This is a genomic window from Aliinostoc maniaoense (assembly GCF_058172895.1).
On the sequence record NZ_CP187952.1, the window covers coordinates 4,958,366 to 4,981,465 of the forward strand.

Sequence of the window (23,100 nt, forward strand, 5' to 3'; positions counted from 1 at the left end):
GTCATTAGGTTTTTTGTCAACCCTACACCCCTAAACCCCTACACCCTTATAACGCAAAAAGCCACGTTAGACGAGGCTTAGTTTGCAAATTATGTAGTTATTGTAGCCAATCTTGAGAATTTAATGCTGTTGTGGGCCTTTAGCATCGCATTCTTTATACCAGCACCGTTCTAAAAGTCCAATCCGCCAGATATAGGCAAAACGACGGGGATTTAGTTCTAATTTAGAATCACGGCTAAATAATGGTTGGTTAAGATAAGGCCATAGAGGAAATTTAATTTTTTCGTGTTTATCAGTCATAGTAAGGAACAAAGTAGTATAAAAACTGTTTAGCAATAGTTAATCCTGGGAAAAAATACTGCTTAATACGGATTTTCTTGTTAAAGATGCCATGATCTACATTCAATTGTCCTGGTGGCAATTGCGGAATTTTACGTAAAAATTTCTGTCACATTTGCAAGACTCATAATGAAACTGAAAGTTCCCCAGATGAGTAGTTATACTCGCATCAGTTATCAGTTATTAGGCCTATACTTCTCTACGTTTCCTGCGGGACGCTTACGCGCAGCGTATCGTAAACAGAGGCTGCGCCTTCAGCGTTAGCGTTAGCGTGTCGGAGGCTCTAGCTATGCCGCAGGCTTTACGACAGGCTCAGTAACAGGTGTGGTGTTTCACAAGCGTGATTTTACTCAACACTGTTCACTGTGGACAAATTAATATTGCTCTAATTTTTCCGAATCAGACAATACAGACACAATAGTTATATAAACTCTTAAAAAAATTTACAAAACTATATTTTAGTTAAAGCATTGCTTCAGGAATATCAGGCGATCGCCAACAGTAATAAATTAGATTAATTACTGAGATACAAGTATTTTTGTTTGCAAATCAAGTATAGAGATACTACTTGATTTTCAGGATATATATAATTATGATCACAGTCTTGATCTAGGAAAGCAAGAGCTTCAACATTAAAGTTTGTTATCTAAATAAATCTATTTTTTAATGCAAGTAAGTCGGTGCAATAAAACCAAACTATGTGAAGAAAAGTAAATAAGGCTCAAACTCTTTCTCCCCCTGCTCCCTGCTCCCTGCTCCCTGCCCCCTGCCCCCTGCCTTATTCCAACAATAATTATTTACGCCGACCTACTTATATCAGTTGACGGTTAACTGTTAACCGTCAACAAGTTTATTTACAGCAATTGAAAACGCGCTTGGAAGAAGCGGAGATATTTAGGCTCATAAATCATTTGCATTCCACCGAGGCGATCGCGATTGTAATACACCTCGTCTACTGCTTCAGCTGTTAAATCCATGTGAGCTTGGGTATAAACACGGCGGGGAATTGTCAGGCGCACGAGTTCTAAATCAGGATAATAATGGTCGCCTGTATCTTTATTGCGTCCGGCGGAAACAATACCTCGTTCCATTGCCCGAATACCAGCTTCTAGATATAACTCTGCGGCTAGTCGTTGGGCGGGAAATTGGTCTTGGGGGATGTGGGGTAAAAAGCGTTTGGCATCTAAATAAATTGCATGACCACCTATTGGCATCACAATGGGAATATTCCAATCTAAGAGCTTCTGTCCAAGATATTCAACTTGTCCAATACGGGCGCGGATGTGATCATCTTTTACTGATTCTTCAATACCTCTAGCCATAGCTTCCATATCGCGTCCAGCCATACCACCATAGGTATGTAAGCCTTCGTAGATGACTACGCGGTTACGGGCTTCTTCATAGATATCAGGATCGTTGACTGCTAGCCAACCACCAATATTAACTAGAGCATCTTTTTTGCCGCTCATTGTGCAACCGTCGGTGTAAGAGCAGAACTCCCGTAAGATAGTTGCAATGGATTGATCTTGATAATCAGGTTCTCGCTGTTGGATAAAGTAAGCATTTTCTACTGCACGGGTAGCATCTAAAATTACCCGAATGCCATTGTTTTGAGCTATTTGGAACACTTCCCGCATATTAGCCATAGAAACCGGCTGTCCCCCAGCCATATTCACAGTGCCAGCCACACTAATGTAAGGAATGCGTCCCGCACCAACTTGTCGAATTAAGTCTGTGAGTTTTTCTAAGTCAACATTTCCCTTGAAAGGATGCAAAGATTTAGGATCATGGGCTTCATCAATAATCACATCGATAAATGTACCGCCTGCTAATTCTTGATGTAGCTTAGTTGTGGTGAAATACATATTACCGGGTATATAGTCACCCGGTCTGATGAGAATTTGAGACAGAATGTTTTCTGCACCCCGTCCTTGATGGGTGGGGACAATATACCGATAACCGTAATATTTCTGAATATTTGCTTCTAAGTGATAAAAGTTTTTACTACCAGCGTAGGCTTCATCACCCATCATCATCCCTGCCCACTGGTAGTCACTCATGGCAGATGTGCCACTATCAGTGAGTAAATCTATGTAGACATCTTCCGAACGTAATAGAAAAGTATTGTAACCAGCTTCTGCGATCGCTTGCTCGCGTTCAGCACGAGAAGTCATTTTTAATGGTTCAATTACTTTAATTTTGTATGGTTCTGCCCAGGAACGGCGACGGCGCGGTGAATTGTGCTTAACTTCATTCATAGATTACCCCTGATTGGAACTGGCTACTTTTTGCATACTATTGTGGTAGCTAGAATCTCCAGTGGCAATATTGTTACAAATATTAGGCAACGGTCAGAGAAATCTATGGGTTAAAAATAAAACTTAAATCCAAAACAAACCCAGGTAATACATCTTCACCAGAAAGCTGTGGCGGTTGCTCTACAGAAAAATTAATGGTTTCTACCTCAACACCAGGGCGATAAATTTCTACTAACGGCGTTTGGGGGTCAATCAACCAACCCAAGCAAACGCCATTATCCCTATACTCTTGCATTTTTGCCCGTAATGTGTTTAAAGAATCAGTTGCAGAGCGCAACTCAATTACAAAATCTGGACACAGTGGGGGAAAGCGTCGCCTTTGTTCACTAGTCAAAGCCTCCCAGCGTTCTGTTTTCACCCAAGCAACATCCGGCGAACGAAAAGCACCATTAGGTAAACGAAACTCAGTTGAGGAGTCAAATACTTTACCCAGTTTTGTTTGACGATTCCACAAACCAACTTGTAGATTCAGATCCGAATTTCTAATCCCGCTTTCACCGCCAGTTGGGGGCATAATGATTAATTCTCCTGCTGCTGTAAGTTCTATGCGCCATTCATCATTGGCTATGCACAGTTGATAAAACTGCTCATCTGTCAGACCTACGGCTGGGGGAATGTTGAGAGTAAAAGTTTCCATAGGTATTTTGCCAATAGGGTTTATTTTATATTTTGGCAATAACACACCAGTATTTTACAAATCAAAGATGAATCCTCATATATTTGGATTCCTTTGAGAAATCTGGATCTCGTGCTTCTCAGTTATGATCAAAACAGAACCAACTCCAGCACAGATCATAATTATTCGCTGAAATTGGTGTAGGTCAACTATGGTTATGGCAGTTGTGGCAATTAATACCCTGATTTCATTAATTTTGCTATACGTAGCTTGGCAACTATGGCGATTAAGACAAAAAATAGCATTTATAGGCGATCGCCTCACAGACTACGAACGCTGTACCTATGACCTACTATATAAAGCACCAGCCAGCATCTACCTAGGACAAAACAGCATTCAGCAGTTACGCCAAAGTAACCAAGCTCTACAAGCCCAAATTCAACAAATCAGACAAATTATCAGCATACTTTTACTCATACAACGAACTTGGCAGCGATATTTTCGTAGAATAGATTTCAACTCTAGAAAATAAGATGTCAAGTACGGTCACAATAGATTAATTAGATAAAGCCATTTAGGTCTTACAAGTACAGCAAACCCACCTAAAATGGGTTTAAGGAGAAAAATAGTAAAAATGTCTAACAACCGTTCTGGAGTATTTATTGGCGGATTGATGCTAGGAGCTACTATCGGTGCTTTAGCAGGATTGCTGACAGCTCCACGCACAGGACGCGAAACTCGTAAACTTTTGAAAAAATCTGCGGATGCAATTCCTGAATTAGCGGAAGATTTATCAACAAGTGTCCAAATCCAAGCCGACCGTCTTTCTACCAACGCCTTACGCAACTGGGACGACACTTTAGAGAGACTGCGAGAAGCTATAGCGGCTGGTATAGATGCTAGTCAACGTGAAACTCAAGTTTTAAAACGTCAACCAGCTACCCCAAATTCAGACTCTGTTAGCCAAGAATTGGAACGCTCATAATTCTGACATTCAAATAATATAGATAGAAGTTGCCGTTGCCATGAAGCATAAGAGTAGAGGAGACAAGGTAGACAAGGTAGACAAGGTAGAAATATTTACTCCCATACCCCATTCCCCATGCCCAATGCCCAATGCCCAATGCCCCATGCCCTAATATTTTTGAATTTTGAATTTTGAATTTTGAATTATCGTGATTGACCCCCTGTTTTGGTTGGGATTTTCTATTCTTTTAGTCGCCGTTAGTCTGACGGCTGTTTTAGTAACGGCAATACCAGCGTTGCAAGAATTAGCAAGAGCGGCTCGTAGTGCCGAAAAACTATTTGATATGCTCTCGCGGGAATTGCCCCCTACCTTAGAAGCCATCCGCGCTACAGGCGTAGAAATTACGGATTTGACTGATGATGTGAGTCAAGGTATCAAAAGTGCATCTCAAGTTGTCAAACAAGTAGATCAAAGTCTAGATAGTGCCAAAAAACAAGCCCAAAACCTACAAGTAAGTACACGTAGTATTGTGGTGGGAGTAAAAACTGCTTGGAAAACTTTCACCCGTCAAAAAATCGCCAAGCGCACAATTGAACGTTTATCAATATCTGAACAATCTTCCCTATCACTCAGGGAAAGAGAAACACTCAAGTCAGAAACCCGCCGCCAGAAAGTAGAAACCTACCGCATTCATGAGAGCTACAATGCTGTTTCTACTAACCAGAACAATCTTGAGGATGAAGAATACTAACAGGCTAGTACCGCTACGCGGAAGTCAAAACTATCTCTGGTCTGTGCGTTCGCGCCAGTGTCCCACTCAACACTCATTACTCATTACTCATTACTCATTACTCATTACTCACAAAGAAGCTTTGCTTTCTTCCCCAAGATTAGAGTAAAGTAAACAAGTGTAACAAAACATCACTTTTCTCATATTCTTTTAAAGCAACTTGTTCACCCCTACTGTTGATATTTGTATAAAAACGTCCATGCAGTCTTGTTTTTGGCGAAAAGTCTTAGTATCTATTACAGTATTTTTCTTAGCTGGGTCACTCTGGGTTATGCACTCCCCCCCAGCGTTGGCTTACGACAACCCGGAATTGTTGCCTGATTATTTCACACCAGTTGTAGACTTAGCTAAATCTCTTCCTGACCCCCAAGAAAAAAAGTTAGTCGAAGAAATTGAGCAATTTGAGACTGATACTGGTTGGAAATTGCGGGTATTGACTCAGTATGACCGCACTCCTGGTAGAGCAGTAATTAATTACTGGGGTTTGGATGATAAAAGTATTTTGTTAGTTGCTGACTCCCGTGGTGGGAACATTCTCAGCTTTAGTGTGGGCGATGCAGTTTATGAACTTCTCCCCCGTACTTTCTGGATAGAACTACAAACTCGTTTTGGGAATTTGTATTTTGTGCGGGAAGAAGGAGAAGACCAAGCAATTTTACAAGCTTTAGATTCAGTCAAAGGCTGTTTACTTAAGGGGGGTTGTACCGTTGTTCCAGGGCTACCCAGGGAACAGTGGATTTTAACTTTAATTACCTCGGTTATTGGTGGGATTATTTGTGGATTTGCTGCCCAACCTCGCACTGAAGGGCAAGTGTTTGCTTGGCAATGGGCGTTAATTTTCTCGCCTTTGTGGGGTATCTTATTTATTGCTTTCGGTATTGGCCCCGTAGTAACACGTACTAGTGATTGGTTGCCTTTAGTGAGAAATATTTCCGGTTTTCTGATTGGGGCTTTGGTTGCTTATCTGTCGCCTGTTTTCAGTCGTCCATCTTCTAGTGCGGAGTCTTGAGAGTAATGAGTAATGAGTAATGAGTAATGAGTAATGAGTAATGAGTAAGTAATTCTTTAATACTTCTCTACGTTCCCTGCGGGACGCTTACGCGTAGCTTGCTTTTCCAGAGGAGTACGCGGAGCGTGTCGTAGATAGGGGCTGCGCCTTAAGGGCAGCTATGGCACAGGCTTTACAGCAAGGTCAGTACAAGTTTTAAATTTTGAATTGATTAGTCAAGCTCTATTTTAAGCGATCGCACTAGCTGATAAGCTGAAGGCTAGTCTCTCAGAATTAAATCGCAATGGAATGGCACGTGACTGATGCTCAAAGTCTAGCAATCATTGATAGTGAAATTGGTGATCATGTTTTCTCGCCGGCAGAATATGAAATTGTGCGGCGGGTAATCTATGCTACGGCTGACTTTGAGTATAAATCTTTAATTCGATTTTCTGAGCGGGCTTTGCAAGCTGGGGCGGCGGCATTAGCAGCACGTACTCCTATTGTGGTGGATGTGCTAATGGTGCAAACAGGTATTAGTTACCCAATTCAAAATACTTTTGCTAACCCAGTTTATTGCAGTACAGATACCTCCACCCGTCCCCAAATCGAAAAAACTCGTGCAGCTTGGGGTATTGAAACTCTGGCTAAACGGTATCCAGAGGGTATATTTATTGTTGGTCAAGCTCAAACAGCATTCACAACACTAGTAGATTTAATCGAAGCCGAGGAAATTCACCCCGCTTTGTTAATTGCTACTCCAGTCGGATTTGTAGATGTAGATCATGCTAAAAGACGGTTGCAAGATTCCCTAGTTCCCAACATCACCATTGATAGCTGTAAAGGTAATGCAGTGGTGGCAGCTGCGATCGCTGACGGGTTGATAGACTTAGCATGGCAGGCCTATGGGCAGAATAGTCAGTAGTAGAGAAGGCGGGGGGCAGGGGGCAGGGGGCAGAGAGCAAGGGGAGACAAGGGAGACAAGGGAGACAAGGGGAAGAATTTTAGATTTTAGATTTTGCGGAAAGTCTGTAGCTTGCTACTCTCCGAGAACGCTACGCGAACCCGCAGGGTGCGGAGGTTTCCTCCGTACAGAACTTTCCAAGACGGATTTTAGATTGAAATCCAATCCAAAATTGAATTGCCCAATGCCCAATGCCCATTTTGGAATTTTTAGATACCTGCTCCATCTAAAAATTGCTGTATTGCTTTATCTCTAAGGCTACATATAGGGGCAGAATTTAGTTGTAAGGTTTCACCATCCTTAACTACATAACTGATTAACACAGGAGTTTTATCAGTAGATGGTTGACGCTGTAGGGTTTGGATTTGTTCTTCCAAAGCTTCAATTCTATTGACTAAAGCGCGAATTACTTCCGCTTCTGAGTCTGGTAAGTTGTTGTGTTCTAGAGGTGCAACCCGCACTCCTGAACGATAGACAATACGGCCGGGTATACCTACCACAGTGCAATCTGAAGGTACATCTCGCAACACAACAGACCCAGCACCAATGCGGACATTATTACCGATGAGAATATTGCCTAATACCTTAGCACCAGCCCCAACAACGACATTTTCGCCCAAGGTGGGGTGACGTTTACCGCTTTCTTTACCAGTTCCCCCCAAGGTGACACCTTGATAAATCAGGGCATAATCACCGATAATAGCTGTCTCCCCAATCACTACTCCCATACCGTGGTCAATAAATACACCCTGTCCGATGGTTGCGCCTGGGTGAATTTCGATACCAGTCAAAAACCGAGCTAGATGAGAAATCAGACGAGGGAGAAAAGGCAGGCCAATACTGTGCAGCCCGTGGGCAACCCGATGAAACATCAGGGCTTGTAAACCGGGGTAACAAAACAAGACCTCTAGCCAGTTACGAGCAGCCGGGTCACGTTCAAAGATGATACGAAAATCAGCACGTAGTCTAGACAGCATCGAGATAGTACCCTCGGAAAGTACAACAAGCTACCCTCCTATCATATCGTTCTAGATGTCTACTCTTATCAAGTTTTTGGGTATGGGGCATTGGGCATGGGGCATGGGGCATTGGGCATTGGGCTAACTATTTCTCCCTTGTCTCCCTTGTCTTCCTTCTCTCCCTTGTCTCCCTTGTCTTCCTTCTCTCCCTTGTCTCCCCTTGCTCCCTGCCCCCTGCCCCCTACCCCTAATCCCCACCCCCTTGCCCTAAAGAGGGCGATCGCGTCACAATAAGAAATAAAATTGCTTAATTTCTCTTCACAATGGCGTTAACGCAGTTTAATCAAACAACTTCTTCTCCGTATCTACTGCCAGAATTACCAAGGTATAATTATGATTTGGTGATTGTCGGTGGTGGAATTGTCGGCTTAACTTTGGCGGCGGCTTTAAAAGATTCTGGCTTAAATATTCTGCTCATTGAGGCTAAAGTCACATCAATGGGTGTCAGCAAAGGTCAAGCTTATGCAGTGCATATGCTCTCAGCACTGATATATAAAGGTATTGGCATTTGGGACGAAATTCTGCCGAAAATCGCTAAATATCGCCAAGTCCGGTTATCTGATGCTGATTATCCTGATGTGGTGGAGTTTGAAACCCAAGATATCAGTCAAGACATACCAGAATTAGGTTATGTGGCAGAACATCAAGCACTGCTCGAACCTCTACAAAAGTTTGTGCAGAATTGCGAAAATGTGACTTATCTTTGTCCGGCTGAGGTGGTGAGTACCAAATATCAGCAGAATGAGGTAGTAATTAATATTAAAATTGGTGAGCGAGTCAAAATAGTTAAGAGTAAATTATTGGTAGCGGCGGATGGTTCACGATCGCCAATTCGTCAAGCGGCTGGGATTAAAACTCACGGTTGGAAGTATTGGCAATCTTGCATTGTGGCTTTTGTCAAACCGGAAAAACCCCACAACGATACAGCCTACGAAAGATTTTGGCCGAGTGGCCCCTTTGCGATTTTACCCTTACCAGGCAACCGTTGCCGCATCGTCTGGACAGCACCCCATGCTGAAGCTCAAGCTTTGTGTGCTTTAAATGATGAACAATTTTTACAAGAACTCAGCCGCCGATTTGGGGAGCAGATGGGCAAGTTAGAATTATTAGGCGATCGCTTCGTATTTCAAGTACAACTAATGCAGAGCGATCGTTATGTCCTTCCCCGCTTGGCTTTAGTAGGTGATGCTGCCCACAATTGTCATCCCGTCGGCGGACAAGGGCTAAATTTAGGTATTCGTGATGTAGCAGCTTTAGCCCAAGTTATCCAAACAGCTCATCAAGCCGGGGAAGATATCGGTAATCTCAAGGTACTCAAGCGTTACGAAGGTTGGCGACAAAAAGAAAATCTGACAATCTTAGGCTTTACTGATTTGTTAGATCGAATGTTTTCCAATCAGTTTCCGCCGGTGGTGTTTGCGCGTCGTTTGGGTTTATGGTTGATGCAGCGTGTACCGGTGCTGAAAGTCTTTATGCTCAAATTAATGATTGGGTTAAAGGGTAAGACTCCAGAGTTAGCAAGACGTTAAACTGAGATTTTGAGAAATATGACCGATCAAGAACTGTTAAACCGAATCAGTGTTAACCCTAAAGTCATGGTTGGGAAACCTGTCATTAAAGGAACACGCCTTACAGTTGAATACATTCTAAATCTCTTAGCACATGGCACAACAGTAACAGAGATTTTGGCAGAATATGAAGGCTTAGTGGAAGCAGACATCAGAGCTTGTCTTTTATTTGCATCTCGCACGCTTGAAAGTTCTGCTTTTATGCCACTACCTATGGAGGTATAGTCATCCATTTTGATCTTTGAATTGATTTTTGTAGGCTCAAAGGAGGAATACTAAAAGTAGGAGTGCCATAGCATAGATGCGGTTTTTAGTAGATGAAAATACGGGTGTAGCAGTCGCGCGTTGGCTACGTAGTCAAGGACACGAGGTTTTTTCAGTTTATGAGGAAGCGCGAGGAATTGATGATGAGCAAATTATTCAAAAAGCAGCTGATGAAAACTGGATATTAATCACAAGCGACAAAGATTTCGGTGAAAAAGTTTATCGAGAACAGCGATCACATCGAGGTATTATTTTGCTGCGTCTTGAAAATCAACACTCCCCTAACAAAATTGATACTTTACAACGACTGTTAGAAAAATATTCTGAGCAACTATCCGACAACTTTGTTGTAGTAACTGAACAAGGAGTTCGATTTGCCAGATGACAATCCTGATCTCTAACTGAATTAACATGACATACAGAGGATAAATATCAGCAGGAAATTCTCAAATTATGGCTTATACAACAAGTTACAATTACATCTCACAAGGTAGGTAGAAACCCCACCTCTTCTGGGTAGCTGTCTTTAATTTTGAATTTTGAATTTTGAATTTTGAATTGATTCATCCCTTGGGCGATCGCTATCATCGACAAATTGCGCTAACATCGATAATCTGACAGATTTTTCCTAAAATAAGAAATCTCTAGTGAAGAGGTGATTACACTCATGGCAAGTAATGCTAGAGTTTCAGGAAATTCATCGGCACTGTTCAGCGAGTACCCATGCTGAAGAAACTACAACAAAAACATATTACTTTGATTGCTGGCGCAGCACTATTTGCCTTTTCTGCTGGGGCAATGGTGTCAGCACCGCAGATTGGTAAATCTTTGGGGCAATGGCTCAATCTTTCCCAAACTCAGGTAGATTCATCTGATGCCAGTAAACTCAAGTCATCTGTGTTTCCGTTAATATCACAATCTCCAGCAGAAAGAGCTAGCAAATTAGCAGAGATTGCCCAAAATGGCCAAGCACTCGACAAACAACGGGCGCGCTACTTGTTGGCGAGTGATTATATAGAGACAAAACAGGGACAAAAAGCTCTGGAACTTTTACAAGGACTAGAAAAAGATTACCCTGTGCTTGCACCTTACATTTTACTTAAACAAGCGCAAGTAGAAGATTTGGTAGGTGCAGATGGTAAAGCTTCTGACTTGAGACAAAAGGTACTTAAACAATATCCCCAGGAAGCGGCGGCGGTGAAAGCTAAGTACCTAATTGCTCAACCACAACTACATGATAAAGCGATCGCGCAATTTCCTTCTCATCCTCTCACCTGGGAAATTATTAGGAAGCGTTTGCAAGAAAATCCCAATCAGCCCAAATTACAGTTAATTTTGGCTCAATATGCCTCTCATCAGCCGGGAATTGTGGGAGTATTAGATCAGCTCGTCAAACAACCGAATCTCAAAGCGGCAGACTGGGATCTAATTGGGACTGCATACTGGGAAAATAATCAATTTACCAAGGCGGCAAGTGCTTACGCTAATGCCCCCAAAACTGCCCGTAACCTTTACCGTCAGGCGCGGGGATTGCAAGTAGGGGGAAAGGATAGAGAAAAAGCGATCGCCGTCTATAATCAACTCATACAGCAATTCCCGGAAGCAGAGGAAACCGGGGTAGGGTTATTACGTCTGGCGGAAATGGCTAATCCTAAAAAGAATGCTATACCCTATCTTGACCGCGTAATCGTCAAGTTTCCCAGGGAAGCCAGTCAAGCCTTAGTTAAAAAAGCCGAAATTCTCGAATCTCTTGGGGATGAGAAATCAGCCCAACAAACTTGGCAGCAATTGCTGAGTCAGTATGGTAAGTCTGATGAAGCCGCAGAATATCGTTGGAAGATTGCCCAAGCTAAAGCTAAAGCTCAAGATTATGCCACAGCCTGGAAATGGGCTACACCAATTGTTACCGAAAACCCCAACAGTATTTTAGCTCCCAGAGCCGGGTTTTGGGTGGGTAAATGGGCTAATAAACTCGGTAAAGAACAAGAAGCCAAAGCCGCCTATGAGTATGTAGTTGGTAATTTTCCTTACTCTTATTATGCTTGGCGATCAGCGAATATGTTGGGGTTGAATGTGGGTGACTTTACTAATGTTCGCCAACTCCAGCCAGAAATTGTTCCCCGGCAACGTCCCGTTCCTACAGCCGGTTCAGACACCTTTAAGGAACTGTATCTATTGGGACAAGATAGGGATGCTTGGTTGCAATGGGAAACAGAATATGTGAATAAACAACAGCCAACAGTGGGCGAACAATTTACCGAAGGGTTGATGCGACTTGCACGGGGCGAAAATCTCTCCGGGATTAATTTCATTTCTAAATTAGAAGACAGAGAAACCCCAGAAGAACAAGCCCAGTATCAGGAATTGAGTAAACAGATTATCTACTGGCAAGCCCGTTATCCCTTTCCCTATATGCAAATCATAGAGAAATGGTCATCACAACGGCAACTCAATCCTTTATTGGTGACAGCCTTGATGCGTCAAGAGTCACGGTTTGAGCCAAAAATTAAATCTGTAGCTGGGGCAACGGGTTTAATGCAGGTGATGCCCGATACAGGTAAATGGATAGCGTCAAAAATTCAAGTAGATAACAAAACCCTGAATTTAGAAAACCCCAATGATAATATTATGCTGGGGACATGGTATTTAAATTATACCCATGAGCGATATAACAATAATTCCATGTTAGCGATCGCTAGTTACAATGCAGGCCCCGGCAACGTTTCCCGATGGTTGCAAACTCTCCCCAATCAAGATCCAGATGAGTTTGTGGAAACTATTCCTTTTAATGAAACTAGAGATTACGTCCGCCAAGTATTTGGTAACTACTGGAATTATCTGCGACTTTATAACCCAGAGATTTCCCAACTGGTGGCTAGATATTCAGCCCAGCATCCCAAGCTACCGGGGGCTGGGGAGTAGGTAGGGGTGTAGGGGTGTAGGGGTTTAGGGGTGTAGGGGTTTAGGGGTGTAGGGGTTTAGGGGTGTAGGGGTTTAGGGGTTTAGGGGTTTAGGGGTGTAGGGGTAGTGAAACGATGATTCTCTTGTTAGTCTGAGAGTCATTACTCACTGCTTGGTAACAACCTACACTTGTGGGGGTGAGAATCTACCCGAATCAGCTAATTTTTTGGTTAATGTTACGCGAAGGAAGAAAAATCTAAATTGGGTGGTATATCTTGAATACGTCCTGGCCCGATCGCTTGTAATGCTTCTCTTAAAGAAATATCACCTGTGTATAATGCCCGTCCGACAATTACCCCTGTCACTCCTTGGGGTTCTAAGGCTAACAAACTTAATAAATCAGTGACAGAACTCACTCCCCCAGAGGCAATGACTGGAATAGAAATTGCCCCTGCGAGTTCCCGCAATGCTTCCAAATTTGGCCCTTCTAAAGTGCCATCACGGTGAATGTCAGTGTAAATAATGGCGGCTGCACCGAGTTCTTGCATTTGTACAGCCAGTTGGGTAGCTAAAACCTGTGAAGTTTCTAACCAACCACGAGTTGCTACTAGTCCGTTACGGGCATCAATACCAATAATAATTTTTTCGGGAAACTGTTGACAAAGTGTTTGTACTAACTGCGGTTGTTCTACGGCGACAGTACCAAGAATTGCCCATTGTACACCGAGGTTAAACACTTGTTGCACACTAGCTTCGTCACGTAAACCGCCACCAATTTCAATTGGTACAGAAATAGCTTGAGCGATCGCTTCTATTGCTGCTAGGTTTACTACTTTACCAGCTTTTGCGCCATCTAAATCTACGATATGCAATCTAGTTGCACCTTGATCTGCCCATTGTTTAGCCACATCAACAGGATTCTCGCTAAAAACCTGTGAGCGATCGTAGTCTCCCTGATATAGTCGCACACAGCGACCATCTAATAAATCAATAGCTGGAATTACATCCATATAAATCTTCCCTGGTTAATTAATTATTGGGCATGGGGCATGGGGCATTGGGAATTGGGCATTGGGCATTGGGTAATTAGGAATAAATTCTCTCCCTTGTCTCCCTTGTCTCCCTTGTCTCCCTTGTCTCCCTTGTCTCCCTTGTCTCCCTTGTCTCCCTTGTCTCCCCCTGCACCCTGCCCCCTGCCCCCTGCCCCCTACACCCCTACCTACTCCCCAGTCCCCTGTCCCTGTAACTGCTTAACTGCTTGCCGAAAACCCAGCACAATCAAAATATTAGAAAGTGTCAAAAAAACTTCCGCGCCACCGTGTAGCCAATCTATGTTAGCTAAAGCCTCGTGGTAATGGATTTTGGCATAAATCCCGGCTGGAATTGTCACCGCGACAAAAACCAGAGTGCCGTAAAATCCATACAATGCTAAACGGGGTAGTTGTTGACTGCGGGTGATAAACCACAAGAAACCCAAGTAAGGAAACAGTGAGAGTGCAAAAAGGGTGTCTTTAGATATCATCGCTCTGATTTAATAGATTTTGACTCAAAAGAATTATTAGCTGTCTTGGTAAGTCGTGAAGAACGCCAAATCCACACCGCCGCAGCGCAAAGGGTAAAATTACCAACTACAGTCATGGTAGCTTGCAAGGTTACTAACCATTCTAGCGATTGGGGATTATCGAAATAATGCCATGTACAAGCACACATGGCACTAACTAAAGCCGGTAACATCCCTAGAGATAACCCGAACCAACTGCGGTTGCCCGTGAGTTCGCCATAAGTCCAGATTAACCAAATCGCGGCCATCCACTCAATAACACTAGAAATATGAATAATCCAAGTCGGAATTGAAAGAGCGTGCATAGAAGTTCAAAATTCAAAATACTCTTAGAGGGGGGTAGGGGGCAGGGGGCAGGGGGCAGGGGGCAGGGGGCAGGGGTGTAGGGGTGTAGGGGTGTAGGGGTGTAGGGGAAATAAGTTTTACCTTGTCTACCTTGTCTACCTTGTCTACCTTGTCTCCTTCATTTACCCATACCTCCTTTCATCTTCCCATAGGCTAATTAAAGTTTTTGTAGCAAGATGACTGAGATTGCATCAATTGTTGAGAAAAAGTTGATAACCTTAAATCCAACGGCCAAAATTTGCAATGGGAAAGATGCGATCGCTATTATCTGGGTATTACGGTAAAGGGAACGGTGGTGATGAAGCTTTATTAGCCACACTTGTGCAAATGCTACCATCTCATGTGACACCTGTGGTGCTTTCTGGTAATCCAGAGGAAACCCGCGATCGCTATAATGTAGAAGCCTACAATCGCATGGCTATTGTTCCTGTGCTGCAAGCTTTACGCTCCTGTGATGCTTTGATTTGGGGTGGTGGTAGTTTAATTCAGGATGTCACCAGTACCATCAGCCCTTTTTATTATGGGGGATTGATGGGGTTAGCTCAGAAAATGGGCTTAAAAACTATTGCTTGGGGGCAGGGTATTGGCCCTTTAGTACGTCCCCAAACCCGGTGGCTGGCAAAGCATAATTTTGCTGGTTGTACTCAAGTTAGTGTACGCGATCGCGCCAGTTCTGCTTTATTATCTGATTGGCAGATTCCCCATATTCTCGCACCTGATCCCGTTTGGGCTTTAGCATCTCACCCTGTACCAGAACTTGAGGATTTACCTACCCCTAGAGTTGCTGTAACTTTGAGGCAACATCCCCAATTAACTCCCACCCGCCTGCATAATTTAACTCGTGCTTTGGTGGATTTCCAAAAAGCAACTCAGGCTTTCATTTTATTGCTGCCATTTCAAAAAAGCGAAGATTTAGGCATTGCTCAAGCCATACAGCCACACCTTGCAGATGTCAGCCAAATTTTATGCTTTGAAGATCCACAAAAATTAAAAGGTGTGTTTCGTGGTGTAGAGATGGCAATTGGAATGCGACTGCACAGTTTAATTATGGCTGCTGCCGAAGGATGTCGCTGTTTTGCCCTCAGTTATGATCCCAAGGTAAATCATCTCATGGAAGATTTGTCAATACCTGGCTGGGATTTAGCAACTTTACCAGATGATTTCAGTTTCATTAGTCAAACGTGGGTCAAATATTACACAAATGGTCAGCAGCTTTCAACAACAAAAATTCAATCTTTAATAGATGGCGCATTGAAGCATCGTGATTTGTTGCATCAAACCTTGTCTTAATAATTCGTAATACCCGTAGGGTATTACGAATTACGTAAAGCCTGCGGCATAGCTGCGCTTAGAGCGTAGCGGGGCGTACCCCTCTGGGGAAGGAAGCTACGCGTTAGCGTCTGTCTTCGACACGCTGCGCGAACGGAGAGAAGTCCATTACGAATTACGAATTACGAATTACGAATTATTCAATCTGAATTGTCTCAGGGCCAGTAGCTTTACCATTATGAGATTGAGTCATAGAACTGTTAGCTCCGGCTTGTTTATCTAACCAGCTTTTAACAGGATCATCTGCAAGGTTGAGCCGTAGCAAGCCAGAGAAGAATCCCCCAAAAAATGAAGCGGGGTGTTGACTCAGTTGCTTAAGTATTGGTGACAATTCATCTATAAACATTTCAGAGTCTCCTGCAATTTTTGCGAAAATTAGTATTTATTTACTAATCGTAACGTGTAAATTTGGGCATGGGGCATGGGGCATTGGGCATTGGGCATTGGGCATTGGGCATTGGGTATTGGGCATGGGAGTAAATATTTCTCCCTTGTCTCCCCCTGCCCCCTGCACCCTGCCCCCAGTCCCCAGTCCCCAGTCCCTTAATTCGGACTTTGTTCAGGCATCATGCACTTATCAGAGTCACAGCCTGCGGGGCCGACTTCCATTAAATCGCCGAAGTCGTAACGACTTAAGACGGTGTAGAAATCATCGGTTTTGCGGCGTGCGGCTACGGCTTGCAGCATTTGTTCGTACTCCTGTTTAGAGATTGGCTCAAATGGCAAACGGGGGAAGGTTTGATGATCATCAAATCTCGCCAGTAGTGCCGCACTCATGTAACCTTCATCATTGTGAATTGCTTCCCAAATGCGAGTTCCTAATGCTTCTACTTCGTGTTCTCTTAACTCGATGGTGGCAGAGGTGTTGTGAGTAACGTAGAATTTCTGTACTTGCATATAGAAATCCATTTGCGCGATCGCATTAAATTTGCTGATATCAATGACATCAGCACCAGGTAAATCAGCCCAAGATACAGCCACAGGGATTTCCACTAGCCATTCAGTGACTCTAGGATCAAAGGGATCATTAAGCAAATTCCCCTGCTCATCTTTGTCTGACTGGGAAGGAATAATACTGTAACCATATTCCAGACAAGCCAACGCCACAGGATCATTTTTCCGGCAAGTGATGCGGCGGATAAAGCGTTGGGCTTTGGGGGGATGCCATCCGGGACTTGCACCAGTTAACAGGGATTTTGTGCCACTGGGTTGTACTGTTGTGCAACGATTCGGGCGTTTGAGATGATGGCGATCGCAATAATCCCACACCACACGCTGCACAATTTCTTTCCAAGAAGTTAAGTATTCTGCTTCCCGATGTTTAAACGCCAATCCTTGGGGTGTTTCTGGTCTGCCAGCTTCCCACCACCGCAACCAATCCACACCAAAAGCATGGACAAAGAAATCAAATAAACCGGTGAAAGAAACCCCAACAATTGGGTCTAATTCCCGACTATATTGATAGCGTGGTTCTTGGAATTGATGATTTAAAAGTGACGCTACAGATAACGCCCCAGCCGTGAAAGCTTCCTCTTGTTCTTTATGGTTAAATGGATCAATTTGATTCAGGTGAATTTCTGATAGATTACAGTTACCAGTTAAAGTATTACCGAAAACACCTTTATGGTACTCCGGCTCATTAAAGCAGTAAGTATCATGTAATCCTGGTAATTGTTCAACACTTTTGACAACTTGCCATTTACCTTTATATTTGGCATTTGTGCCTTTGCTGACATCCAAACGCTGACAAGGAATTTCACCACATTCAGTTATTTGCAAGTAGTACAAATCTCTACTTCTGATGCCATAATTTGTGACTGACCCTTTATGCGCGCAAAGATTCACAGATGAACGAATACCGCATTTAGTTAGTAATAGCTGAACTCGATATGCTCGCTCATAATCAGAAATATATATTCTGATGCCGTTACTACTTGTATTTGAGCCATCTGTATCTGCTAAACCAGCGATAAAATGCAATATGGCTTGTCTGTTCCAACTAGCAATTACATTAAGTGCTTCTGGGTTAGTTTTTAGGCTTTTTAAGAATCCTCCAGAGAAACCTAAATCTGTGACATCTGTGAACGCAGGTGAATAACCATAATCTCTAATAGGAGATTTATTGCCTGCGAGATTCAAAGCGACTTTATCTTGATACAGCCTAATCTTGGCATGATTTTTTTGATCTGTTGTGCCATCTCCTACAGCTAGCCCTAAAGTGTAGGCATAATTGCGATCGATATCTAAACCGTCTTCATACTGAATTTTGAATGGTTCAGTGTGGATAGCATAACGACTGGTATCCATCAAATCTTTAGTTTGGACTTCTTTATAACTCTTGCTGAATCTATCTTTGACAAAGAAGCGGTGATACTCAGTTGCATCTAAATATGAACCGTCTCCGAAGCGCACACGATAGAGAATCCGAGAACTACCAGTTTTAAATGGTTGCACTTGACTCCAGTTTTTACCGTTCCAAATGCTAATTTGACATCCCACTACATCCTGAATTTTGTGCATTCCATCTTGAGTGATCAGTAAGGTATCACCACTTACGCAGTGAAAATCACTACCCAAGATTTCTCCGCATGGATTTAGACCAAACCTTGCTATACGGTGTTCTAGCTCTTTTGCATCAATTTCAGGGTGTCGTTTTTGTAACCAGTCTTTAGCTGTTCCCTGTTCGTAAGCTTTGATGAAATCAGCTTTCAAAGCTTGTGTAGTTAACAAATCACAGTTAGCTCTAGCAACAGCTTCACCAGCCCACTGAATTGCACCCTCACCACTGTAATATTGCTTACGTACAGCATTAATACATTCTTCTAGGGTTGGCTTACGGTGAAATACCCTGGTGTGGTTGGCCATGCGTAAAGCATCGCGCTCAGGATCTATACGCCAGTTGCCATTTTCATCTTGTTGCCAGAGGTTATCTTTGGCAGTTGCACCTTGTTCATCATCAGATATGAACTGGCGCATTCCGGCACTGTTATGCGTTAAGTATCCATCACAGTAGAAACAGTGGGCTTCTTCCACTTCAATATCATAAGTTTGGACATGATCGTAACTGCCCAAACCTTTAACAGTGACAGGAATATCGAGAGAAATATCCGCCTCAGCAATGTAACGTTCATAATTGGCATCTACAGTCCGAGAACCTTGAAAACCCATCTCCCGCATTTCGCTGTAGGTGTAAGCTTCCCGCATGATTGCACCAGGAACGGTGAAACCATACATCTTCAAACCTTGGCGTAGTTCACCTTTAGCTGAGTGGGGTGCAATGAGGCTGTTGTAACGCTCCTTGAGTGCGGGAATTGTCAAGTTGTACTTAACTTGCCAACTGGAATTTTGTGGATAAGTTGTAGTAAGTCTGCCAGCAATACCCAAGCTGGATAGAACTACACTTACTTGTCTGATAAATAACCGATAAACTGAGGTCACTAAATGAGGAGGTCGGTTATTGACACCGCCATCGCTGTCCATTAAACCCGCCAGATAAGCGGCTCGGATATCTACAGCACCTTGCAAAATGAAGCTAGGCACTGTTAAGGGAACATTGGGCTGTTTGATGTAACGATGGAAATACTCAGCTAGGCGAATAGATGAACAGATGGATTTGGCGGTGTTTTCGCCTTTGGTGACGCTGTGAACAGCACTCAAGCCAAATAAAGCTAAAGCAGCTTCAATTTTGGCTTGTATTCTACTTGTGAGTTCTGCATCCAAGCTGTTCATTGACCACTCAACACGACCATAGGGTTTATCGTATTTATTGCGACCAAGAGCTACATAACCATCACCATGAGTAAACCCAATGAGCCAAGCTACCTCCGCAGTGAGTTCGGGAACAACGAAAGTTTTAGCTGTGCGACTTTGAGAGGGTCGAGATTCAGTAAAATCAGGCGGTAAGTGAGTAACTGTACCTGGTAAAACTTGCTTGTTGTGCAGTAGGCGATCGCCTGCTACTAAACTATTAAAGTATTTCCAAACAATGCCCCCCTTAGCATCTGCTAGCACTGCTTGGCGATGGTTTAATGTTGCTCTGGGGTATGTAGCATTGGTTTCAAGTTCGTAGACATCTTGCCAGCCTTGGTCAAATTTATCTACAACTCGCCGAAATCCTAAAGGTGTTTGTACCAAGTCACCCACTTGTACATCCCGAATGGGAACTAAACCTTGGGATGTATGAACTAAAGCATCTTGTGGGAGACAACGGCGGATATTGCCTGCAACAATTGTTACAGCAGCTTCGTCAATCAACAGACAGCATTCAACAGAAGTTAATTGTCTACCGACAGCTTTGTTGAGAATGGCGGCACAACGCTGATATAGTCCAGGTAATTTCACAGGATTCGCTACACCACCGAAACCTTTGAGGGTTTCCCCAGCTTGGCGGACATCGCTGACATCAACTATTACTTGTACTTCATCCGTAAATCTTTCATCAGTTGATAACTCTAATAAGGTTTGGTAAGATCCCACCCAACCTTCCCGGCTATCTCCAACATGGATAGTAACTGTGTTCCCTTCTATATGGGTTTGTGTATATTCACGACGTAATTCTTTAGTTGTATCCCCAACATTTCCCTGCACAGTCACATGGAGACGGTTACGGATAGGAGGCAGTTGATTAATATACTGCGGTTCTATGACTGCCCCCGTACCACAGCCCATCATGGCGAGGTTCATCATTAACCCGAAGGCGTTCCAGTCTCGCAGGTTGGTGGAGGTACAGTTATACGCACCGGAGAAGTTTTTGGGCTTAGAGATCCAATCTGTGCCACCTACCCAAAGCCAACGCCCACTGGGTAAGGCTTGCAATTTGCGCTGGGTTTTTTCTAAAATGGCGGCTTCTTCTGGTGTGAGTTTACCTAACTCGATTAAACCTTGGATAGTGCGATCGCACACTTCATCCCAAGTTTCTCTCAAACCCGCCTCTGTGCGACGGCTATAAGTTCTAAAAAATACAGGATTGGCGGCTGGTGCAGTTTCGGGAAACTTTGCACCCTGACGTTTAATTTCCAGCTCTCGAACCATATCAAAAGTGTTGTTGCTTGTGAACAGATTACGACTATACGCCAAGTCGATAGAGGAAAAAAGCTTGAAAATTTTTCCACTTTACGCTATGCAATGACTGTACAAATTGCCACATATATTTATGATGTATAATGGCTTTTCCTACTCAGAAAGTTTTTATACTGAGTAGCAATTCTTGACAGTATTTAAGTCGTAGAATCATGGGCATGGAGAAAATTTAGCTTGTCTCAGAGAGCAATTCCAGTCAAAAATTAGGACACTTACCAAAGTAGATTGAACCCAAAGATTGCCAAGTGTTGCACTTTGCGCTTAATCTTGGTTTGGATAAATTGCAACAAAACTTCATCATGTCCCTAGCTCCTTGGAGAACTCCTTTAGCCCATGCTCTCCACCGCAACCGTAGCCTTGTATACGCCCGTTATCTGCAATTAGCCACAGTTAAAGCTAACGGTCATCCTGCTAATCGTACCGTAGTCTTTCGTGGTTTTTTAGCAGATACCAACCTGCTAAAATTTATTACTGATAGCCGTAGCGATAAAATCGAGGAAATACAACACCAACCCTGGGCAGAAGTTTGTTGGTATTTTCCTAAAACCAGAGAACAATTTCGCATCACTGGTAAATTAACTGTAGTTGGTAGTGATCAATCTCATCCTCATCTGCAAGTAGCCCGAATTGCTATGTGGGAAGAATTAAGCGATGCGGCGCGTTTACAATTTGCTTGGCCACATCCTCGCCAACCTAAAGCAGAACCAGCAGTTTTTGAGCCACCACCACCTGATCCTCGTCAACCACTAGCTAATTTTTGCTTATTATTACTAGATCCTGTAAAAGTAGACCATTTAGAATTACGTGGTGAACCCCAAAATCGTCATTTCTATAATTGTGATGCAAATCAAGTATGGTCTACCAAAGACATTAATCCATAGTCTTTTTCCTACATCCTTACAGCCTTACCCCATTTTTCTACCTAAATTACCTAAATGTATGAACTGTTACACTCATTTATTGAGCAAATTTTTCCCCAATGCCAAATTGACTTAAAACCGGTTGAACCTCTTTTAGAGTCAAGAAAAGTTCATCAAGAAGAATTTTTATTTCGAGAGGGTGAAATTTGTGATTTCGTTGGGTTGACACTCAAAGGTTGTTTGAGAACCTTCTTCTTCAGAGAAGACAAAGAACTGACATTATTTTTTCACCCTGAGCAACACACATGGGGCGACTATGAGAGTTTACGAAGACGACAACCAGCTTGTTTTTCATGTCAGGCGATCGCGGACTCGGAGGTACTCATCATCAATAAACAAGTGATTGAGATGTTAGAAAATTTACCAGATGGTCAGAAATTACTCAGGCTGGTTGTGGAAGATTTGGCTTTTCAATTGCGGGATCAGTTGCTTTCCCTATATCGAGATTCCCCTGAGCAGCGTTATCTTAATTTCTTGAAAACCGAGCCAAAACTCTTACAGCGCATTCCACAATATTATCTGGCCTCCCATCTTGGCATTGAGCCAGAATCCCTGAGTCGCTTGAAGCGAAGAGTTTTTCACAAGAGAATCTCTTAACCCAAGTCAATGCAAATTCTGAGTCTGCATAGTAGAGTCACAAAAAGACACTTTTATTGCAGAGAAACATTATGTTACTAGAACAGAACAAGGTAATTGTGCTGAAATTCTATCAAGCTTTTGACCAACAAGATATTGAGCAAGCACAAGCATTGATGTCTCCCGATATTGTCAGCCGAGGGTTGAATGCAGTCCCCCTCAAAGGCACAGATGCGGTTATCCAGTATGGCAGGATGATGTTTACTGCCATACTGGATGGTTGCCATACCTTTGAAGAAGTGATTGCTGAAGGCGATAAAGTGGTTACTCGCGGAGTCTTCATTGGCACACATCACGGAGAGTTGATGGGTATTCCATCCACAGGTAAACAAGTCAAATTTTCAGTTGTTCACAGCGATCGCGTTGTCAACGGTAAGATTGTAGAACATTGGGGGCAAGGTGACACTTTTGCCTTGATGCAACAGTTGGGTGTAATTAAATACCCAATGATGTAACTGATAGGTGGAACAGCTAACAATACGGTTTAGTTGAGAGT

The 23,100-nt window shown here is 43.1% G+C and carries 24 protein-coding genes; 14 read left to right on the top strand and 10 right to left on the bottom strand.

The features are described from left to right. Nucleotides 1–120: 120 nt before the first annotated feature. The 3 genes from ACPZ3T_RS21520 to ACPZ3T_RS21530 form a co-directional block, all read right to left on the bottom strand. Nucleotides 121–300, bottom strand: coding sequence for a hypothetical protein (locus ACPZ3T_RS21520; RefSeq protein WP_490271487.1), 180 nt, complete (start codon nt 298–300; stop codon nt 121–123). Between the two features lie 893 nt (nt 301–1,193). Beyond that, nucleotides 1,194–2,597: a tyrosine phenol-lyase gene (locus tag ACPZ3T_RS21525; RefSeq protein WP_490271488.1), complete on the bottom strand. Its 1,404-nt coding sequence runs from the start codon at nt 2,595–2,597 to the stop codon at nt 1,194–1,196. A gap of 103 nt (nt 2,598–2,700) precedes the next feature. Continuing rightward, the gene (locus ACPZ3T_RS21530) at nt 2,701–3,294 is read right to left on the bottom strand and encodes a Uma2 family endonuclease (protein ID WP_490271489.1); all 594 of its coding nucleotides are present in this window, start codon (nt 3,292–3,294) and stop codon (nt 2,701–2,703) included. Between the two features lie 190 nt (nt 3,295–3,484). Here ACPZ3T_RS21530 and ACPZ3T_RS21535 point away from each other — a divergent pair, with 190 nt between their 5' ends. From ACPZ3T_RS21535 to ACPZ3T_RS21560, 6 genes are all read left to right on the top strand, one after another. Further along, complete coding sequence (locus ACPZ3T_RS21535) at nt 3,485–3,805, top strand: hypothetical protein (RefSeq protein WP_490271490.1); 321 nt, start codon at nt 3,485–3,487, stop codon at nt 3,803–3,805. Nucleotides 3,806–3,907: 102 nt separating this feature from the next. Further along, a complete protein-coding gene (locus tag ACPZ3T_RS21540) occupies nt 3,908–4,258 on the top strand; it encodes a YtxH domain-containing protein (RefSeq protein ID WP_490271491.1) in 351 nt (116 codons plus the stop codon). Nucleotides 4,259–4,298: 40 nt separating this feature from the next. Beyond that, nucleotides 4,299–4,412 (top strand): histidine kinase, encoded by a 114-nt coding sequence (locus ACPZ3T_RS21545; RefSeq protein ID WP_490271492.1) that lies wholly within the window; start codon nt 4,299–4,301, stop codon nt 4,410–4,412. Nucleotides 4,413–4,448: 36 nt separating this feature from the next. Then, a complete protein-coding gene (locus ACPZ3T_RS21550; RefSeq protein WP_490271493.1) occupies nt 4,449–4,991 on the top strand; it encodes a DUF948 domain-containing protein in 543 nt (180 codons plus the stop codon). A gap of 238 nt (nt 4,992–5,229) precedes the next feature. After that, nucleotides 5,230–6,039, top strand: a complete 810-nt coding sequence (locus ACPZ3T_RS21555; RefSeq protein ID WP_490271494.1) for a TPM domain-containing protein — start codon at nt 5,230–5,232, stop codon at nt 6,037–6,039. Nucleotides 6,040–6,322: 283 nt separating this feature from the next. Next, the gene (locus ACPZ3T_RS21560; protein ID WP_490271495.1) at nt 6,323–6,943 is read left to right on the top strand and encodes a precorrin-8X methylmutase; all 621 of its coding nucleotides are present in this window, start codon (nt 6,323–6,325) and stop codon (nt 6,941–6,943) included. Nucleotides 6,944–7,191: 248 nt separating this feature from the next. On the opposite strand, the gene cysE is transcribed toward ACPZ3T_RS21560, so the two are convergent. Then, a complete protein-coding gene (cysE, locus tag ACPZ3T_RS21565) occupies nt 7,192–7,959 on the bottom strand; it encodes a serine O-acetyltransferase (RefSeq protein WP_490271496.1) in 768 nt (255 codons plus the stop codon). 305 nt (nt 7,960–8,264) lie between these two features. On the opposite strand from cysE, the gene ACPZ3T_RS21570 reads away from it, so the two are divergent. From ACPZ3T_RS21570 to ACPZ3T_RS21585, 4 genes are all read left to right on the top strand, one after another. Beyond that, on the top strand, nt 8,265–9,530 hold the full coding sequence (locus tag ACPZ3T_RS21570) for an FAD-dependent hydroxylase (RefSeq protein WP_490271497.1): 1,266 nt from the start codon (nt 8,265–8,267) through the stop codon (nt 9,528–9,530). An 18-nt stretch (nt 9,531–9,548) separates the two neighbouring features. Next, nucleotides 9,549–9,794: a DUF433 domain-containing protein gene (locus ACPZ3T_RS21575; RefSeq protein WP_490271498.1), complete on the top strand. Its 246-nt coding sequence runs from the start codon at nt 9,549–9,551 to the stop codon at nt 9,792–9,794. Between the two features lie 76 nt (nt 9,795–9,870). Then, nucleotides 9,871–10,218 carry a DUF5615 family PIN-like protein gene (locus tag ACPZ3T_RS21580; RefSeq protein ID WP_490271499.1) on the top strand — a complete coding sequence of 116 codons (348 nt, stop codon included), beginning with the start codon at nt 9,871–9,873 and terminating at the stop codon, nt 10,216–10,218. Between the two features lie 338 nt (nt 10,219–10,556). Then, nucleotides 10,557–12,755 carry a lytic transglycosylase domain-containing protein gene (locus ACPZ3T_RS21585; RefSeq protein ID WP_490271500.1) on the top strand — a complete coding sequence of 733 codons (2,199 nt, stop codon included), beginning with the start codon at nt 10,557–10,559 and terminating at the stop codon, nt 12,753–12,755. 215 nt (nt 12,756–12,970) lie between these two features. Here ACPZ3T_RS21585 and hisA read toward each other — a convergent pair whose 3' ends face one another. The 3 genes from hisA to ACPZ3T_RS21600 form a co-directional block, all read right to left on the bottom strand. Further along, the gene (gene hisA / locus ACPZ3T_RS21590; protein ID WP_490271501.1) at nt 12,971–13,744 is read right to left on the bottom strand and encodes a 1-(5-phosphoribosyl)-5-[(5-phosphoribosylamino)methylideneamino]imidazole-4-carboxamide isomerase; all 774 of its coding nucleotides are present in this window, start codon (nt 13,742–13,744) and stop codon (nt 12,971–12,973) included. A 209-nt stretch (nt 13,745–13,953) separates the two neighbouring features. Beyond that, complete coding sequence (locus ACPZ3T_RS21595; protein WP_490271502.1) at nt 13,954–14,256, bottom strand: DUF3593 domain-containing protein; 303 nt, start codon at nt 14,254–14,256, stop codon at nt 13,954–13,956. After that, complete coding sequence (locus ACPZ3T_RS21600; protein WP_490271503.1) at nt 14,253–14,600, bottom strand: DUF2499 domain-containing protein; 348 nt, start codon at nt 14,598–14,600, stop codon at nt 14,253–14,255. The genes ACPZ3T_RS21595 and ACPZ3T_RS21600 overlap by 4 nt, the downstream gene beginning before the upstream one ends. Before the next feature lie 292 nt (nt 14,601–14,892). Between ACPZ3T_RS21600 and csaB the strand changes: the two genes are divergently transcribed. Continuing rightward, the gene (gene csaB / locus ACPZ3T_RS21605; protein WP_490271504.1) at nt 14,893–15,930 is read left to right on the top strand and encodes a polysaccharide pyruvyl transferase CsaB; all 1,038 of its coding nucleotides are present in this window, start codon (nt 14,893–14,895) and stop codon (nt 15,928–15,930) included. A 175-nt stretch (nt 15,931–16,105) separates the two neighbouring features. Here csaB and ACPZ3T_RS21610 read toward each other — a convergent pair whose 3' ends face one another. Genes ACPZ3T_RS21610 through nrdJ form a run of 3 tightly spaced genes read right to left on the bottom strand, consistent with a single transcriptional unit; the run spans nt 16,106 to nt 21,000 of the window. Next, entirely contained in the window at nt 16,106–16,315 is a 210-nt protein-coding gene (locus tag ACPZ3T_RS21610) for a ssl0294 family protein (RefSeq protein WP_490271505.1), read from the bottom strand. A 36-nt stretch (nt 16,316–16,351) separates the two neighbouring features. Continuing rightward, nucleotides 16,352–16,483 (bottom strand): histidine kinase, encoded by a 132-nt coding sequence (locus tag ACPZ3T_RS21615; protein WP_490271506.1) that lies wholly within the window; start codon nt 16,481–16,483, stop codon nt 16,352–16,354. Between the two features lie 29 nt (nt 16,484–16,512). Further along, nucleotides 16,513–21,000, bottom strand: a complete 4,488-nt coding sequence (gene nrdJ, locus ACPZ3T_RS21620) for a ribonucleoside-triphosphate reductase, adenosylcobalamin-dependent (protein WP_490271507.1) — start codon at nt 20,998–21,000, stop codon at nt 16,513–16,515. 347 nt (nt 21,001–21,347) lie between these two features. Between nrdJ and ACPZ3T_RS21625 the strand changes: the two genes are divergently transcribed. From ACPZ3T_RS21625 to ACPZ3T_RS21635, 3 genes are all read left to right on the top strand, one after another. Then, complete coding sequence (locus tag ACPZ3T_RS21625; protein ID WP_490277315.1) at nt 21,348–21,929, top strand: Npun_F5749 family FMN-dependent PPOX-type flavoprotein; 582 nt, start codon at nt 21,348–21,350, stop codon at nt 21,927–21,929. A gap of 54 nt (nt 21,930–21,983) precedes the next feature. After that, nucleotides 21,984–22,565 (top strand): Crp/Fnr family transcriptional regulator, encoded by a 582-nt coding sequence (locus tag ACPZ3T_RS21630; protein ID WP_490271508.1) that lies wholly within the window; start codon nt 21,984–21,986, stop codon nt 22,563–22,565. Between the two features lie 71 nt (nt 22,566–22,636). Beyond that, nucleotides 22,637–23,059, top strand: coding sequence for an ester cyclase (locus ACPZ3T_RS21635; RefSeq protein ID WP_490271509.1), 423 nt, complete (start codon nt 22,637–22,639; stop codon nt 23,057–23,059). The last annotated feature ends 41 nt before the right edge of the window (nt 23,060–23,100 follow it).

What these genes read in the sequence shown, in the direction of transcription:
- ACPZ3T_RS21520 (WP_490271487.1), bottom strand. Translation starts at nt 300, where the DNA reads ATGACTGATAAACACGAAAAAATTAAATTTCCTCTATGGCCTTATCTT.
- ACPZ3T_RS21525 (WP_490271488.1), bottom strand. Translation starts at nt 2,597, where the DNA reads ATGAATGAAGTTAAGCACAATTCACCGCGCCGTCGCCGTTCCTGGGCA.
- ACPZ3T_RS21530 (WP_490271489.1), bottom strand. Translation starts at nt 3,294, where the DNA reads ATGGAAACTTTTACTCTCAACATTCCCCCAGCCGTAGGTCTGACAGAT.
- ACPZ3T_RS21535 (WP_490271490.1), top strand. Translation starts at nt 3,485, where the DNA reads ATGGTTATGGCAGTTGTGGCAATTAATACCCTGATTTCATTAATTTTG.
- ACPZ3T_RS21540 (WP_490271491.1), top strand. Translation starts at nt 3,908, where the DNA reads ATGTCTAACAACCGTTCTGGAGTATTTATTGGCGGATTGATGCTAGGA.
- ACPZ3T_RS21545 (WP_490271492.1), top strand. Translation starts at nt 4,299, where the DNA reads ATGAAGCATAAGAGTAGAGGAGACAAGGTAGACAAGGTAGACAAGGTA.
- ACPZ3T_RS21555 (WP_490271494.1), top strand. Translation starts at nt 5,230, where the DNA reads ATGCAGTCTTGTTTTTGGCGAAAAGTCTTAGTATCTATTACAGTATTT.
- ACPZ3T_RS21560 (WP_490271495.1), top strand. Translation starts at nt 6,323, where the DNA reads ATGGAATGGCACGTGACTGATGCTCAAAGTCTAGCAATCATTGATAGT.
- cysE (WP_490271496.1), bottom strand. Translation starts at nt 7,959, where the DNA reads ATGCTGTCTAGACTACGTGCTGATTTTCGTATCATCTTTGAACGTGAC.
- ACPZ3T_RS21570 (WP_490271497.1), top strand. Translation starts at nt 8,265, where the DNA reads ATGGCGTTAACGCAGTTTAATCAAACAACTTCTTCTCCGTATCTACTG.
- ACPZ3T_RS21575 (WP_490271498.1), top strand. Translation starts at nt 9,549, where the DNA reads ATGACCGATCAAGAACTGTTAAACCGAATCAGTGTTAACCCTAAAGTC.
- ACPZ3T_RS21580 (WP_490271499.1), top strand. Translation starts at nt 9,871, where the DNA reads ATGCGGTTTTTAGTAGATGAAAATACGGGTGTAGCAGTCGCGCGTTGG.
- ACPZ3T_RS21585 (WP_490271500.1), top strand. Translation starts at nt 10,557, where the DNA reads ATGCTGAAGAAACTACAACAAAAACATATTACTTTGATTGCTGGCGCA.
- hisA (WP_490271501.1), bottom strand. Translation starts at nt 13,744, where the DNA reads ATGGATGTAATTCCAGCTATTGATTTATTAGATGGTCGCTGTGTGCGA.
- ACPZ3T_RS21595 (WP_490271502.1), bottom strand. Translation starts at nt 14,256, where the DNA reads ATGATATCTAAAGACACCCTTTTTGCACTCTCACTGTTTCCTTACTTG.
- ACPZ3T_RS21600 (WP_490271503.1), bottom strand. Translation starts at nt 14,600, where the DNA reads ATGCACGCTCTTTCAATTCCGACTTGGATTATTCATATTTCTAGTGTT.
- csaB (WP_490271504.1), top strand. Translation starts at nt 14,893, where the DNA reads ATGCGATCGCTATTATCTGGGTATTACGGTAAAGGGAACGGTGGTGAT.
- ACPZ3T_RS21610 (WP_490271505.1), bottom strand. Translation starts at nt 16,315, where the DNA reads ATGTTTATAGATGAATTGTCACCAATACTTAAGCAACTGAGTCAACAC.
- nrdJ (WP_490271507.1), bottom strand. Translation starts at nt 21,000, where the DNA reads ATGGTTCGAGAGCTGGAAATTAAACGTCAGGGTGCAAAGTTTCCCGAA.
- ACPZ3T_RS21625 (WP_490277315.1), top strand. Translation starts at nt 21,348, where the DNA reads ATGTCCCTAGCTCCTTGGAGAACTCCTTTAGCCCATGCTCTCCACCGC.
- ACPZ3T_RS21630 (WP_490271508.1), top strand. Translation starts at nt 21,984, where the DNA reads ATGTATGAACTGTTACACTCATTTATTGAGCAAATTTTTCCCCAATGC.
- ACPZ3T_RS21635 (WP_490271509.1), top strand. Translation starts at nt 22,637, where the DNA reads ATGTTACTAGAACAGAACAAGGTAATTGTGCTGAAATTCTATCAAGCT.